This window comes from Streptomyces sp. NPDC085927 (genome assembly GCF_044540975.1).
Taxonomy (GTDB): Bacteria; Actinomycetota; Actinomycetes; order Streptomycetales; family Streptomycetaceae; genus Streptomyces; species Streptomyces hirsutus.
The window spans coordinates 488,114-503,322 of the sequence record NZ_JBITSN010000001.1 but is presented as its reverse complement, the minus strand read 5'-3'; the positions used below and the strand labels follow the sequence as shown (position 1 = coordinate 503,322).

Annotated in this window: 12 protein-coding genes; 7 read left to right on the top strand and 5 right to left on the bottom strand. The window is 71.6% G+C overall.

The features are described from left to right. Positions 1-323 precede the first annotated feature (323 nt). Positions 324-2,144 (top strand): phosphoenolpyruvate carboxykinase (GTP), encoded by a 1,821-nt coding sequence (locus tag ACIF80_RS02335; protein WP_399798317.1) that lies wholly within the window; start codon positions 324-326, stop codon positions 2,142-2,144. Positions 2,145-2,899: 755 nt separating this feature from the next. Here the strand turns inward: ACIF80_RS02335 and ACIF80_RS02330 are convergent. Then, positions 2,900-3,730, bottom strand: a complete 831-nt coding sequence (locus ACIF80_RS02330; protein ID WP_399798315.1) for an SDR family oxidoreductase — start codon at positions 3,728-3,730, stop codon at positions 2,900-2,902. A gap of 56 nt (positions 3,731-3,786) precedes the next feature. Between ACIF80_RS02330 and ACIF80_RS02325 the strand changes: the two genes are divergently transcribed. Further along, complete coding sequence (locus ACIF80_RS02325; protein WP_399798312.1) at positions 3,787-4,407, top strand: TetR/AcrR family transcriptional regulator; 621 nt, start codon at positions 3,787-3,789, stop codon at positions 4,405-4,407. A 371-nt stretch (positions 4,408-4,778) separates the two neighbouring features. Here ACIF80_RS02325 and ACIF80_RS02320 read toward each other — a convergent pair whose 3' ends face one another. Together ACIF80_RS02320 and ACIF80_RS02315 are read right to left on the bottom strand one after the other, a co-directional pair. Further along, positions 4,779-5,201: a hypothetical protein gene (locus ACIF80_RS02320; RefSeq protein WP_399798310.1), complete on the bottom strand. Its 423-nt coding sequence runs from the start codon at positions 5,199-5,201 to the stop codon at positions 4,779-4,781. A gap of 95 nt (positions 5,202-5,296) precedes the next feature. Then, a complete protein-coding gene (locus tag ACIF80_RS02315; protein ID WP_399798307.1) occupies positions 5,297-6,508 on the bottom strand; it encodes a pyridoxal phosphate-dependent aminotransferase in 1,212 nt (403 codons plus the stop codon). Positions 6,509-6,902: 394 nt separating this feature from the next. Between ACIF80_RS02315 and ACIF80_RS02310 the strand changes: the two genes are divergently transcribed. Further along, positions 6,903-7,889, top strand: a complete 987-nt coding sequence (locus ACIF80_RS02310) for a trypsin-like serine peptidase (RefSeq protein WP_399798305.1) — start codon at positions 6,903-6,905, stop codon at positions 7,887-7,889. A 133-nt stretch (positions 7,890-8,022) separates the two neighbouring features. Here ACIF80_RS02310 and ACIF80_RS02305 read toward each other — a convergent pair whose 3' ends face one another. Together ACIF80_RS02305 and ACIF80_RS02300 are read right to left on the bottom strand one after the other, a co-directional pair. After that, complete coding sequence (locus tag ACIF80_RS02305; RefSeq protein ID WP_399798302.1) at positions 8,023-9,633, bottom strand: amidohydrolase family protein; 1,611 nt, start codon at positions 9,631-9,633, stop codon at positions 8,023-8,025. Between the two features lie 10 nt (positions 9,634-9,643). Next, positions 9,644-10,921, bottom strand: a complete 1,278-nt coding sequence (locus ACIF80_RS02300) for an amino acid deaminase (protein ID WP_399798300.1) — start codon at positions 10,919-10,921, stop codon at positions 9,644-9,646. 246 nt (positions 10,922-11,167) lie between these two features. On the opposite strand from ACIF80_RS02300, the gene ACIF80_RS02295 reads away from it, so the two are divergent. From ACIF80_RS02295 to ACIF80_RS02280, 4 genes are all read left to right on the top strand, one after another. Then, entirely contained in the window at positions 11,168-12,259 is a 1,092-nt protein-coding gene (locus ACIF80_RS02295) for a sugar kinase (protein ID WP_399798298.1), read from the top strand. Beyond that, positions 12,256-13,014, top strand: a complete 759-nt coding sequence (locus ACIF80_RS02290) for an IclR family transcriptional regulator (protein WP_399798295.1) — start codon at positions 12,256-12,258, stop codon at positions 13,012-13,014. Before ACIF80_RS02295 ends, ACIF80_RS02290 begins: the two co-directional genes overlap by 4 nt. A gap of 23 nt (positions 13,015-13,037) precedes the next feature. Beyond that, entirely contained in the window at positions 13,038-13,457 is a 420-nt protein-coding gene (locus tag ACIF80_RS02285) for a RidA family protein (RefSeq protein ID WP_399798293.1), read from the top strand. Positions 13,458-13,600: 143 nt separating this feature from the next. After that, the gene (locus tag ACIF80_RS02280; protein ID WP_399798291.1) at positions 13,601-15,088 is read left to right on the top strand and encodes a GntP family permease; all 1,488 of its coding nucleotides are present in this window, start codon (positions 13,601-13,603) and stop codon (positions 15,086-15,088) included. The last annotated feature ends 121 nt before the right edge of the window (positions 15,089-15,209 follow it).

The window sequence follows — 15,209 nt, the reverse complement described above, 5'->3', positions numbered from 1 at the left end:
GCACGCGGAAGCCGTCCGGGGAAGCCGCGGGCGGAAGCCGCCCGGGAAGCCGAGGGGGAGTCGCGGGCCGGGCGGTAAAGGAATGGTCGGGTGAACGCAACGTGCCCGTAAAGAAACCCAGCGTGCGCACCCGCCCTCCCAGGAAACCGTGGCCAGCGTCACTCTGCTCACATGTGAGACCCCCTGGACAGATGGGCACTCGCATCAGAGGATCAAATGAGTGCGGTCGGTACCGGATGAGCGCCCAAGACCCCACCGTGAAGCATCCGGGCCGCAGCCCCCACGGGGCCCTCCAGTCAAAGAACCCTCACTTAGGAGCAATCGTGGCGCGCGACATCGCGGCTCCCAGCGTCCCCACCGCCCACCAGGGACTCATCTCCTGGGTCAACGAGATCGCCGAGCTGACCCAGCCGGACCACGTGGTCTGGTGCGACGGTTCCGAGGCCGAGTACCAGCGGCTGAGCGAAGAACTGGTCGACAAGGGCACGTTCCGCAAACTCGACCCGATCAAGCGCCCCAACTCCTACTACGCGGCCTCCGACCCCAGTGACGTCGCCCGCGTGGAGGACCGCACCTTCATCTGCTCCGAGAAGGAGGAGGACGCCGGGCCCACCAACCACTGGAAGGCCCCCGGCGAGATGCGGGAGATCTTCACCGGTGAGAAGGGCGTCTTCCGCGGCTCCATGAAGGGCCGCACGATGTACGTCGTGCCCTTCTGCATGGGCCCCCTCGGCTCGCCGCTGTCCGCGATCGGCGTCGAGATCACCGACTCCGCGTACGTCGCCGTCTCCATGCGCACCATGACCCGCATGGGCCAGGACGTCCTGGACGAACTCGGCGACGACGGCTTCTTCGTCAAGGCCGTGCACTCCGTCGGCGCCCCCCTGGAGCCCGGCCGGAAGGACGTGCCCTGGCCCTGCAACCGGACCAAGTACATCTCGCACTTCCCCGAGGACCGCGAGATCTGGTCCTACGGCTCCGGCTACGGCGGCAACGCCCTGCTCGGCAAGAAGTGCTACGCCCTGCGCATCGCCTCCGTCATGGCCCGCGACGAGGGCTGGCTCGCCGAGCACATGCTGATCCTCAAGCTCACCCCGCCCCAGGGGGAGTCGAAGTACGTCGCCGCCGCCTTCCCGAGCGCCTGCGGCAAGACCAACCTCGCCATGCTGGAGCCCACGATCTCCGGCTGGACCGTCGAGACGATCGGTGACGACATCGCCTGGATGCGGTTCGGCGAGGACGGCCGCCTCCACGCGATCAACCCCGAGGCCGGCTTCTTCGGCGTCGCGCCCGGCACCGGTGAGCACACCAACGCCAACGCGATGAAGACCCTGTGGGGCAACTCCGTCTTCACCAACGTCGCCCTCACCGACGACGGCGACGTGTGGTGGGAGGGCATGACCGAGGAGACCCCGGCCCACCTGACCGACTGGAAGGGCAACGACTGGACGCCCGAGTCGGGCACCCCGGCCGCCCACCCCAACGCCCGCTTCACCACCCCCGCCGCCCAGTGCCCGATCATCGCGCCCGAGTGGGAGGACCCCAAGGGCGTGCCGATCTCCGCGATCCTCTTCGGCGGGCGCCGCGCCACCGCCGTCCCCCTGGTGACGGAGTCCTTCGACTGGAACCACGGCGTCTTCCTCGGGGCCAACGTGGCCTCCGAGAAGACCGCCGCCGCCGAGGGCAAGGTCGGCGAACTGCGCCGCGACCCGTTCGCCATGCTGCCGTTCTGCGGCTACAACATGGGCGACTACATGGGCCACTGGATCGACGTGGCGAAGGACAAGGACCAGTCCAAGCTGCCGAAGATCTACTACGTCAACTGGTTCCGCAAGAACGACGAGGGCACGTTCGTCTGGCCCGGCTTCGGCGAGAACAGCCGCGTCCTGAAGTGGATCGTGGAGCGCCTGGCGGGCAAGGCGGACGGCGTCGAGACCCCGATCGGCATCCTGCCGACCAAGGAGGCCCTCGACACGGACGGTCTCGACCTGGCCGACGCGGACCTGGACTTCCTGCTCAGCGTCGACAAGGAGGTGTGGCGCGAGGAGGCCGCCCTGGTCCCCGATCACCTCAACACCTTCGGCGACCACACGCCCACCGAGCTGTGGGACGAGTACCGCGCCCTGGTGCAGCGCCTGGGCTGATCACGCCCGCTTCCCCGGACAGGGGAACCAAGACGCCGCGGCCGGCTCCGATCGCGCCCTGACCAGCACCATCGTCACGGCCGGCCGCGGTGAACGCACCACCAGACCGGCGAGGCCCCGCACAACGGCGTGGGGGGCCCTGGGCCTGTCGTCACCCTCCCGTCCGCCCCGACGGGAACGGGCGGCGACGGGCCTTCGCCCTTTGCCGGGACCCTTGCCGGGACCGGTCAACGGCCCTCCGCCACGTCGCCCGGTCCTCCGGACACCGCGAGAGCGTCCGCTGCTGCTCCTCCTCGCCCACGCGCTCGACCACCTGCCGTGCCTCCTCGTGGGGCAGCTCGAGCAGGTGCTCGAGATGCCGCTCCGGAGGTTCCCGGCCCGGTGTGAGCCGCGCCCGCCGGAGGGTCCGTACGACCGAGTCGACGGCCTCGTCCCGTCACGGCGGAGACCGGGACGGCCTGTCGGTTCTCCCGCCGCGGCGCCGGCGCGCCGGGCGGAGTGATCCCTCGGCCCGGCTCGCCGCCGGCGGTGACCGCCTCGCACAGGACGGGCAGGGCGCGGGGGCCGGGGGCGGTGGCCTCCAGCCGCGTACGGCCGCCCTCGCGGGACACCCGGACGGTGACGGGGACGCCCTCACCGAGATGCCGGATCACGTGGGTGACGGGTTCGCCCGGGCGGAGCGGGCCGGTGGTCGTTCGGGAGGCGGCGGACGCAGGCCGGGGCCCGGGCAGGTCACCGTGCCCCGGTATTCCGCGTCAGGCGCCCGGAGTGAGACGGCCGGTGCGGACGGCCGCGACGACACCGCCGTCCACGAGCAGGTCATTGCCGGTGATGAAGGTGGCGCCGGGGCCGAGCAGGAAGGCGGCGGCCTCGGCGATGTCGTCGGGAGTGCCCAGACGGCCGGTTCCCGACGCGGAGACCATGGCGCGCATCGTCCGGCCGCTGTCCCCGTCGAGTTCCTGCTGCCCCATGGGAGTGGCGATCACGCCGGGGCTGATGGAATTGACCCGGGCCCCCCGTTCGCCCCATGAGGTGCTGGCGGCCTGGACGCGCAGCCGGTTGCCGTACTTGGCCGTCCCGTAGGTGCCCCGTCCCAGGACCTCCGGATCGGTGAAGGGCAGGTCCAGCAGATCGTCGGCGGGCGTGTGGGCGAGGGCCTGCTCCTGCTCTGCGCTCAGGGGGGCGGGCAGCATGTGACTGGCCATGCTGGAGATCACCAGGCCGGCTCCGCCGGGGGCGACGACCCGCCCGAACTCCTCCAGGACCAACGCCGTACCGAGCAGGTCCACCTTCAGGACAGCGGCGGCGGGGGCCTGGACGGGAGAGAGGCCCGCGGTGTGCACGACCTGGGTGACGGGGCCGAGCCGGGCCGCCGTGTCCGCGAGAGCGGCGACCGAAAGGCGTGAGGAGACGTCCACCGGCTGCGTGACGATGTCGTGTCCCTGCCCGCGCAGAAGACTCGCGACGGAGTCGAGGGTCTTCTCGTCGAAGTCTGCGAGCAGCACCTTGTTGCCGGTGCCCTGGCGGCGGGCGATGGCCTGCCCCATTCCGCCCACACCGATGACGACGACCACGTTCGTGCCCACGGATACCTCCCAATAACTTTACGATACGTTTCGTAACTGAAATATACCCTCGTAGGATGGCCGCCATGAATGAGGTGCGGCGGCCTGGACGGCCCCGGGACGCGGCCAGGGACGAGGCCATCCTCGACGCGGTGCGGGAGGTCCTCCTGCGCGACGGCTATGCCGGTCTGTCGATGGAGAAGGTCGCCGCCGCGGCCGGGGTCGGCAAACCCACGGTCTACCGGCGCTGGTCCTCGAAAGCCGCCCTCGTCGGGGATGCCGTGCTGCGCAGCTTTCTCGCTGCCGTGCCCGGCCTCCGCCCGTCCGGCGAGCGGAGCACCGGCGGCGCCGCCCAGCAGCTGACCGCCTGGTTCCGGGTCTACGCCGCATCGGCCGGAGACCCGCGCCACGCGGCCATGATCCTCGCTTTGATCGCTGCCGCCGCCGAGAGCCCGCACGACGCCGAAAGCCTCTACCGGCACCACACCCGCGCGCAGCACGAGGCCGTCGTGAGCTGCCTGGGCGCGGGAGTGGCGAGCGGCGAATTCCGCGCCGACGCCGACCTCGAAGCGGTTGCCGACGCTCTCATCGGTTCCGTTCTCTACCAGCTCCTCACGCGTACGAGCAGCGCTTCGCTCCACCGGACCGAGCGCCTGCTCGAGGTTCTGCTGGCCGGACTGCGGACCGCTGATCACTGATCACTGACTGAAGCGTGATGTCGTCGTGGTGGGCACGACGGGCCCCGGTGCCGGTACCGACCAGGACGTGTCCGCCCGGAGCCGGATGCTTGCGTGCCGCCGCGAGAGGGGGAGCGGGCCGCCGAAGGCATGGGCGGCCCCGACGCCGAGCATCAAGTCGAAAGGGTGCGCGGAGACGAAGTCGGCGGCTGCCCGGTGGTGCGGAGGGCCGGGCGTTCTTCGATTCCGGTCCTGCGGGAAAACGGCGACGGGGCACTCCGGGCGTGCTGCACGGAGTGCCCCGTCGGCTGCGGGTGGTGCGAGGCGCCCGGTCCGCGCGTCGCTGTGGGTGCACGCGGACCGGGGCCGTTGGTGGAGCCCCGGGGTGGGGCTCAGCGGGACGCGAGTTCGCGTGACTCGAGAGCCGCGGTGTGCGCGTCCATCCGCTCGGCGGCCAGAATCGCGGCCACCGTGTCGGCGCGGGACGCGGCGACGACCAGGGCGCGGCCCGCGAGGGCGTGCGCCTGCCGGTGCAGGGCGGTGACGCAGGGCGCGCTCCCGCTCGTGGTCGCCGACGCACGGGCCGGCCTGCGTCCTCCCCGCAGGCGGGTCACCTGCTCGGCGAGCCGCTCGGCCGCCGTGTCCAGATCGGCCGAGGGGGCCACGACGCGGAGCTCGTCGGTGACGGCGAGCAGGGCGGCGAGATGGCCCGCGAGCTGGATGTCCAGTTCCGCCTCGCGCGAGCGGCCGGGGAAGTCGTCAGGAGCGCCGGCCATCGTGCGGTGGACCGACTTGGTGCGGATCGGTTCGTACATGGATGGCCTCCAGAGTGCTATCAGGAAACCATCCTAGCTTAGAACTCGTCTAAAGTTGAGTCATTGACAGAACCGGACGGGATGGACACGCAGGGTCAGGGCTGGTGGTAGCCGTCCAGGAAGCGGGCGATCCGGCCCACCGCGTCCCGCAGGGCGTCGGCCGAGGGCAGGGTCACCACCCGGAAGTGGTCGGGTTCGGGCCAGTTGAAGCCCGTGCCGTGCACGACCATGATCTTCTCCCTGCGCAGCAGGTCGAGGACCATCTGCCGGTCGTCCTTGATCTTGAAGACGCTGGGGTCGAGACGCGGGAAGAGGTACAGCGCCCCCTTCGGCTTCACGCAGGTCACGCCCGGGATCTGGGTCAGCAGCTCGTACGCCGTGTCCCGCTGCTCGCGCAGCCGGCCGCCCGGCAGCACCAGATCGTTGATCGTCTGGCGTCCGCTGAGCGCGGCGACCACGCCGTGCTGGCCCGGCATGTTCGCGCACAGGCGCATGTTCGCCAGGATCGTCAGGCCCTCGATGTAGGAGTCGGCGTGCGCGCGGGGCCCGGAGATCGACATCCAGCCCACCCGGTATCCGGCCACCCGGTACGCCTTCGACATGCCGTTGAAGGTGAGGGTGAGCAGGTCGGGGGCGACGGCGGCGGTGGGGGTGTGCGTGGCGTCGTCGTAGAGGATCTTGTCGTAGATCTCGTCCGAGCAGACCAGCAGGTTGTGCCGGCGGGCGATGTCGGTCAGGCTCCTGACCATCGCCTCGTCGTAGACCGCGCCGGTCGGGTTGTTCGGGTTGATGATGACGATCGCCTTGGTGCGATCGGTGACCTTGCTTTCGATGTCGGCGAGGTCCGGCATCCAGTCGGACTGCTCGTCGCAGCGGTAGTGCACCGCCGTGCCGCCGGACAGGGCGACGGCCGCCGTCCACAGCGGATAGTCCGGCGACGGGACCAGCACCTCGTCCCCGTCGTCGAGCAGCGCCTGCATCGCCATCACGATCAGCTCGGAGACGCCGTTGCCGATGTAGACGTGCTCGACGTCGGTCTCGATGCCGAGGGTCTGGTTGTGCATCACGACCGCCCGGCGCGCGGCCAGCAGCCCCTTCGCGTCGCCGTAGCCGTGGGCCGACGACACGTTGCGGAGGACGTCCTCCAGGATCTCGGGCGGGCACTCGAACCCGAACGCGGCCGGGTTGCCGGTGTTGAGCTTGACGATGCGATGCCCGGCCGCCTCCAGCCGCATCGCCTCCTCGAGCACCGGGCCCCGGATTTCGTAACAGACGTTGGCGAGCTTGGTCGACTGGATCACCTGCATGCTCGGAGTTTACGGCCCGGTAATGCCGTTTGCGGCGTGTTATCCGCCACGCGAGGTGCTTCGGTTCGGGTGGTATGTCCGGCGGCTCGCCCCGGAAGCGGTCCCGGAAGCGGTCCTGGGGCGGCCCTGTGGGCGGTCCCGGGTGCCGCCGTTGAAGCTGCCGTGAAAGCCGCCTCCATCACCTCCGCACCGGGCCTCCCCGTCGCGGGCGCCTCTCCTGCCGTCGATGCCGGGAGGGTGGTCCGGGCGGCGGAACCTTCCGGCCGGAAGGCCGGAAACAGCGTCTTGTCCCCCTGTTGCGACGTGTTGACAATGTCCATGTCAATCGATCCTGTGGGTGACCGGAGGAATCCCGCCGCCCTTCACGGGATTCGTCGCAGGAGGGGACCCCCACATGAGAAAACCTCTCGTCGTCGCGCTCTGCGCCCTGGCCCTGGCCGGGGCGGGCGTGACCCCCGCGGCCGCCGCCGCGCCCACCCCCACGGGCGCGGACCCGGCCGCGGGCGCCGGCGTCGACCCGGGCTCGGGTCCGGGCTCGGGTTCGGGTCCGAGTCCGGGTCCGGGTTCGACCACGGTGCTCGACCTCGTCGACAGCGTCGCCGGCACCGCGGCGGACACCCTGTCCGGTCTCACCGGGCCGAAGGCCGCCGCGGTGAACTTCGCGGGCACCGTCTCGCTGAGCAACTGCTCGGGCTCCGTCGTCCGCCTGCCCCACTCGGCGGACGACGACCCCGCGCTGGTGCTCACCAACGGCCACTGCCTGGAGAGCGGCTTCCCCGCGGCCGGCCAGGTCCTCGTCGACCGCGCCTCCAGCCGCAGCTTCGGACTGCTGAACTCCTCCGGCTCCCGGGTCGCCACCCTGCGCGCCGACCGGCTCGTGTACGCGACCATGACCGACACGGACGCGGCGGTCTACCGGCTCGGCACCACCTACGCGCAGATCAGGAGCGCGTACGGCATCGACGCGCTCACCCTCTCCGCCACCCGCCCGGCGGCCGGGACCGCCATCAGCGTGGTCTCCGGCTACTGGAAGCGGATCTACAGCTGCTCCGTCGACGGATTCGCGCACCGGCTGAAGGAGGGGAACTGGACCTGGAAGGACTCGGTCCGTTACACCCCCGCCTGCGACACCATCGGCGGCACCTCCGGATCGCCGGTCGTCGACGACGCCACCGGCAAGGTGGTCGCCGTCAACAACACCGGCAACGAGGACGGCGAGCGCTGCACGGTCAACAACCCGTGCGAGGTCGACGCCAACGGCGTGGTCACGGTCCGCCGGGGCATCAACTACGCCCAGCAGACCTACCCGTTCACCGCGTGCTTCGGCGCGGACAGCGTGCTCGACCTCGCCGCGAGCGCCTGCACCCTGCCCAAGCCCTAGCCCAAGCCCAAGCCCAAGCCCCAGCCGAAGGGCCGGCCTGACCGGACACGAGCGGGACCGGACACGAGCGGGACCGGACACGAGCGGGACCGGACACGAGGCGGACCGGACGCGAGGCGGACCGGACGGGTGGTCAGCGGGGGGACCTGCGGACCGCCCGCCCCGCCAGGACGTCGGTGCGCCGCCCGTCCTCGATCACGAACCGCCCGTCGACCAGCACGTACGGGATGCCCGTCGGCAGTGCCCGGGGCTGCTCGAAGGTGGAGCCGGCGGCCACCGTCTCCGGATCGAAGAGGACCAGGTCCGCCCGGTAACCCTCGCGGACCAGCCCGCGGTCCGCGAGCCGCAGCCGGGCGGCCGGCCGGGACGTCAGATGCGCGACGCACTCCTCCAGCGTCAGCACGCCCAACTCCCGTACGTACCGGCCGAGATACTGCGGGAAGGTGCCGTACGCGCGCGGGTGCGGCTTGGCGCCCTGGAGGATGCCGTCCGAGCCGCCGGTGTGCACCCGGTGCCGCATGATCTCCCGCACGTTCTCCTCGTGGCCGACGTGCTGGAGGATCGAGGGGGCCAGCCTGTCCTTGAGCAGCAGCTCGCGGGCGAGGGCCCACGGGCTCCCGCCGCGCAGCGCGGCCGACTCCTGGACCGTGCGGCCCACGTACTCGCCCAGCGCGGGGTCGCCCACCCCGGAGATCTCGATGGTGTCCCACTCGATGGGCACGCCGTGGCAGCCGTCCGAGCCGGTGACCTCCAGGTGGTGCCGGATCCGTTCGGCCGTCGCGTCGTCCGCGAGCCGCCTGAGGACCTCCTCCGGTCCGCCCTCGCTCGCCCAGCTCGGCAGCACGGCGACCAGCGTGGTGCAGCCCGGCGTGTACGGGTACGTGTCGAGGCTGATGTCGGCGCCGTCGGCGAGTGCGTCGTCCAGCAGGGCCAGCAGCTCGGGCGCCCTGCCCTTGTTCACACCGAAGTTCATCGTCGCGTGCGCCAGGTGCAGCGGGCAGCCCGCCTCCCGGGTGAGCGTCACCATCTCCTCGTAGGCCTGGAGCGCACCCGCCCCGTAGGAGCGGTGGTGCGGGCAGTAGTAGCCGCCGTACCGGGCCACCACCCGGCACAGTTCGGTGAGTTCGGCGTCCCTGGCGTACATGCCGGGCGTGTACGTCAGTCCCGACGACATGCCGACCGCGCCCTGCTCCATGCCCTCCGCGACCAACTGCCGCATCCGGTCCAGCTCCGCGGGGGTGGCCTCCCGGTCCTCCCAGCCGACGACGAGCGCGCGGACCGTGCCCTGCGGGATCAGGTACGCGGCGTTGACCGCGATGCCCCGGTCGAGCCGGTCCAGGTACTCGCCCACCGACCGCCAGTCGAAGTCGATGTCGTCCCCGTCGCCGTTCCACCCGGCGATCGCGCGGCGGACCTCGCCGAGCGTGCGGTCGTCGACCGGCGCGTACGACAGGCCGTCCTGGCCCAGCACTTCGAGGGTGACGCCCTGCGCGACCTTGGCGCTGTGGTCGGGGTCGCGCAGCAGCGCCAGATCACTGTGGGCGTGCATGTCGATGAAGCCGGGGGAGAGGACCAGTCCCTCGGCGTCCAGTTCACGGCGGGCCTTCGGGCGCTGACAGCCCGCTGCCGCCGCCTCCTTCACGATCGAGACGATGCGGCCGCCGTCGACGACCACGTCCGCGCGGTACGCGCTGTCGCCGGAGCCGTCCACGACGTCGGCGTCCCGGATGACGAGTTCTTCCATGACATGCCTCCTAGAAGAACGTACGGATGTAGTCGACCACCGTGCCGTCCGCCTCCGCCAGGGGGATGAGTACCCACTTGTCGAAGGAGGTGCACGGGTGGGAGAGCCCGAGGCCCAGCCAGTCGCCGACCTCCAGGTCGGCCTCCGGGGCGGTACGCAGCCAGGCGTGCTGGTCGGACAGGGAGACGACCGAGATCCCGGCCGCCGGGCGCTCCGTGCCGCCTCGGCGGACCACCTGGGCGAACGGCAGGTCGAGGTCGTAGGCCGCGTCCCGCTTGCCCGCGTTGGCGAAGGCCTGCCCGGCGGACGGCCGGGACACGACCTGCGTCCACAGCCGGAACGCCGGCTCCAGCGCGCCTTCCTCCGGTACCCGGTTGAACGGGGTCAGTTCGCGGTAGTGCCCGTCGTCGTGCGAGACGTACGCGCCCGAGCGCAGCATCTTCAGCGCGGGCAGGGAGAGTTCGGGGATCTCCGCGAAGACGTCGGCGACCGCGTCGAACCAGGCGCTGCCGCCCGCGCTCACCACGATCTCGTCGAGGCCCGCGAACCGTCCCGCCTTGTCGAAGTCCACCGCCAGGGCCACCAGGCGCCGCAGCCACGCCCGCACCCGCTCCGGGTCGGCGTCCGGCACCTCGCCCTCGTACCCGGCGACCCCGACCAGCCGCAGACCGCGCGCGCCCGCCACCGCGTCGGCGACGGCGGCGCACTCCACCTCCGTCCGCACCCCGGTCCGGGCGCCCTCGCCCCCGGCGAGTTCGACCACGACGTCCACCGGGCGGGCGGACCCGGTGAGGGCCGCGTCCATCAGTTCGACACCGCGCACGGAGTCGACGTAGCAGACGAACCGGAAGCCGGGGTCGGCGTCCAGTTCGCCGGAGATCCACCGCAGGGCCGCCGGGTCCACCAGCTCGTTGGCGAGGAACACCCGCCGTACGCCGAACGCCCGCGCCACCCGCACCTGATGCGGCACCGCGAGCGTGATGCCCCAGGCGCCGTGCTCGATCTGGCGCCGGAAGAGCTGCGGGGCCATGGACGTCTTGCCGTGCGGGGCGAAGGCGAGGCCGTGGCGGGCCGCGTACGTCTCCATCAGCTTCAGGTTGTGCTCCAGGCGCTCGGCGGACAGTGCGAGCACCGGGGTGGTGAAACCGTCGGTGAACAGGTTCCGGCGCTGGGCGGCCAGCTCGCCGACGGTCAGCCCGTCGGCGTCCGGCGGGAGGCCCTTGAAACGGTGGTCGACGCGTTCCTCCGCGAGGAGCGTGTAGGCGTCGGAACCGGGGTCGAGGACCATCAGAGCCTCCCTGATCTGGTGTGTTGCGTTCTCTGCAACACCCATTGCGTATGTCGCTTACCGCTGTCTAACATCTCGGCCACACGGGGTCAATGGAAACGGGTCCCGGCGGCCGGCGAGGACAATGCGGTCAGACACCGACGATCCGTCCCCACCCGGCCCCGCGCCACCCGTCCCGCCCCCGCTCCGCACCACCGACACCGCCCCGCACCGCCCGACCCCGCCGCATCGAGGAGCCACTCCACCGTGACCGCCACCGGACCCCGCACCGCCCCCGACGTCGTGGAGACCGTCGATGTCGTCGCGCTGGGCGAGTCCATGGTGACGTTCCTGCCCTCCCGGCCGGGCCCCCTCGCCGACGTGCCCTCCTTCGAGCGGGCCATCGGCGGCGCGGAGTCCAACACCGCCTGCGTCCTCGCGGCGGCCGGCCACTCGGCGCGCTGGATCAGCGCGGTCGGCCGGGACGGCTTCGGCGACCACCTCCTGCGGGCGATCGGGGAGTACGGCGTCGACGTGTCGTCCGTCCGGCGCGACCCGCACCGCCCCACCGGCATCTACTTCCGCACCGCCGGCGACCGCGCCACCGACGCCCACGAGGTCGCCTACTACCGCACCGGTTCCGCGGCGTCCGCGATGACCACCGGCACCGTCGACCTGGCCGCCGCCCGCGCCGCCCGCGTCCTGCACCTGTCCGGCATCACCGCAGCCCTCTCCGGCGGCTGCCTGGACCTCGTACGGGAGCTGACCACCCGTCGCCCCGGCCGCCCGCTCGTCTCCTTCGACGTCAACCACCGGCCCGGACTGTGGCGCGCCGGCGACGCCCACGGCCCCGGGGTACTGCTGGAACTGGCCCGCGGCGCCGACCTCGTCCTCGTCGGCGACGACGAGGCGCGCGAGGCCTGGGGCCTGCGGGACGCCGCCGCCGTGCGCGAGGCGCTGCCCGAGCCGGAGATCCTGGTCGTCAAGCACGGCAGCCGCGGCGCCACGGCCTACGGCCCGCACGGCGCCCGGACGTTCGTCCCCTCCCTCGGCGTGGACGTCGTCGCCGCCGTCGGAGCCGGGGACGCCTTCGCCGCCGGATTCCTCTCCGCCACCCTGCGCGCCCTGCCCGTACGGGACCGGCTCCGGCACGGCCACCTCATGGCCGCCGCCGCCCTCACCGTCCCCGGCGACCTCGCCGCACCCCCCGCCCGCGACCTGGCCGACCGGCTGGCCGCCCTGGACGACACGGCGTGGGGGAGACTGCGTCTCGGCCCCGGCTGGACCGAGACCGCCACCGCCGGCACGCACACGGATGCGGGCGCGGACCGGGCCGAGGAGGAGGTACGTACCCCATGAGCCAGACCGTCGACCGCGCACTGAGCATCCTGCCGCTGCTCGCCGAAGGGCCCGCCGACCTCGGACAGGTCGCCGACCGGCTCGGCGTGCACAAGTCCACCGCCCTGCGGCTGCTGCGCACCCTGCACGAGCACGGACTCGTCTACCGCCAGTCCGACCAGCACTACCGGCTCGGCGCCCGCCTCTTCGCCCTCGCCCAGGAGGCGATGGAGAACCTCGACGTCCGCGAGATCGCCCACGCCCACCTCGTCCGCCTCAACGAGCAGTGCGGCCACACCGTGCACCTCGCCGTCCACGAGGAGAACGAGGTCCTCTACATCGACAAGGTGGAGAGCCGCTACCCGGTCCGCATGTACTCGCGGATCGGCAAGCCCGTCGCCATCACCGTCGCCGCCGTGGCCAAGCTGCTCCTCGCCGACCTGCCCGAACACGAGCGCCGCGCCCTAGCGGAGAAGCTCGACTACCCCCTGTACACGTCCCGTTCGACGCCCAACCCGGCCGCGTTCCTGCGCGAGCTGGAGAAGGTGCGCGAACAGGGCTGGGCCACCGACCTCGGCGGCCACGAGGAGTCCATCAACTGCGTCGCCGCGCCGATCCGCGGCGCCGACGGCCGGGTGGTCGCCGCGATGTCGGTCTCCGCGCCGAACGTCGTCGTCACCGCCGACGAACTCCTCACCCTGCTCCCGCTGGTCCGCCGCACCGCGGACGCGATCAGCGGCGAGTACTCCGGCCGGACCCCGGCAGAACTCCAGTGACTCCAGCGAAGGAACCGCCCCGCATGACCGAGAAAACCGAGAAGGCCGCCCTCACCCCGAGCACGCACACCACCCCGCCCGCGAAGTTCTCCCACGGCGTGCGCAAGGGCAACATCCTCCAGGTCGCCGGCCAGGTCGGGTTCCTCCCCGCCGAGGAGGGCAAGCCGCCCACGCCCGCCGGCCCCACCCTGCGCGAGCAGACCCTCCAGACCCTCGCCAACGTCAAGGCGATCCTCGAAGAGGGCGGCGCGACCTGGGACGACGTGATGATGATCCGCGTCTACCTCACCGACGTGGACCACTTCGCCGAGATGAACGGCCTCTACAACACCTACTTCGAGGAGCAGGGCCTCACCCAGCCGCCCGCCGCGCGCACGACCGTCTACGTCGGCCTGCCCGCGGGGCTCCTCATCGAGATCGACGCACTGGCCGTCCTGGGCTGACGCGCACTCACCCTCGCTCCTCACCTTTTCCGGTCACCACCCCGCACCCCGTATGCCACGGCACGGCGTCCGCCACCCCTGTGACGCCGTGCCGCGATCCCCCATGCCCGAAAGCTGTATGTGCTCAAGCAGAGGACCCCCGAATGTCCCACCCGTCCCTTTCGCTCGCCGCCGACGCCGCGGCCGAGACACCACCGCACACCGGAGGGCTGCTCCTCCTCATCGACGGCACCGCCGGTCTGCTGACCGTCGCCGCCATCGGTATCGCGCTGCTCCTCTTCCTGATCATCAAGGTGCGGCTCCAGCCGTTCGTCGCGCTGCTCGGCGTCTCCATAGCCGTCGGCCTGATGGCCGGCCTGTCGGTCACCGAACTCTTCGGCACGGTCCAGCGCTCGGACGCGGTGTCCACCATCGAGTCCGGCATGGGCGGCATCCTCGGCCACGTCGCGATCATCATCGGCCTCGGCACCATGCTCGGCGCGATCCTCGAGGTCAGCGGTGGCGCCGCGGTCCTGGCATCGCGGCTGCTCGGCCTGTTCGGCGAGAAGCGGGCCCCGCTCGCCATGGGCCTCACCGGCCTGATCTTCGGTATCCCGGTCTTCTTCGACGTCGGCATCTTCGTCCTCGCGCCGATCGTCTACGCCGCCGCCAAGCGCTCCGGCAAGTCGATCCTGCTCTACTGCCTGCCCCTGCTCGCCGGCCTGTCCGTCACCCACGCCTTCCTGCCCCCGCACCCCGGCCCGGTCGCCGCCGCCGGACTGCTCGACGTCGACCTCGGCTGGGTCATCCTCATGGGCGTCGTCACCGGCCTCCCGGCCGTCGTCGCCGCCTGGGTCTACTCCGCCTGGATCGGCAAGCGGATCTTCGTCGCCGTACCGCAGGACATGGTCGAGGCCGCCGAGGAGTCCCGCCAGGCCGTCCTCGACGAGCAGCGCGCCGCAGGCGTGGCGCCGCGCGAGACGCCCGTGCCGCTCGGCACCGTCCTCGGCATCATCGGTACGCCCCTCATCCTGATCCTCGCCTCGACGTTCTCCTCGATCGCCCTGGACGAGTCCACGCTGCGCTCGGTCGTCGAGTTCTTCGGCCACCCGTTCGTCGCGCTCACCATCGCCCTGTTCATGGCGTACTACCTGCTCGGCATCCGGCGCGGCTGGTCCCGCAAGTCCCTGGAGACCGTCTCGACGTCCTCGCTGAAGCCGGTCGGCAACATCCTGCTGGTCGTCGGCGCCGGCGGTGTCTTCGGCGCGGTCCTCAAGGGGAGCGGCGTCGCCCAGGCGCTGTCCGACACGTTCAACGACGTCGGCCTGCCGGTGATCGTCCTGTCGTACCTGATCTCCGTGGTGCTCCGGGTCGCGCAGGGCTCGGCGACGGTGGCGATCGTCACCACGGCGGGCATCGTCGCCCCGCTGCTGTCCGAGGGGGACCACTCCCAGGCGTTCGTGGCGCTGGTCATCATGGCCATCTCCGCGGGCTCCATCTTCGCCTCGCACGTCAACGACGGCGGGTTCTGGATGGTCGCCAAGTACTTCGGCATCAGCGAGCGGGACACGCTGAAGACCTGGACGGTGCTGGAGAGCGTCCTGTCGGTGGCGGGCTTCGTGGTCGCGGCGGCGCTCAGCCTGTTCGTCTGACGCCGTGTCCGCCCGGCCCCGTGTTCGTCCGGCCCGTGTTCGTCCGGCCCCGTGTGATCATCGTCCGATTCGTACGAACGGTGGGGCGCATGTAGGCGTCTGATAACGAAGTGAGGGGCTG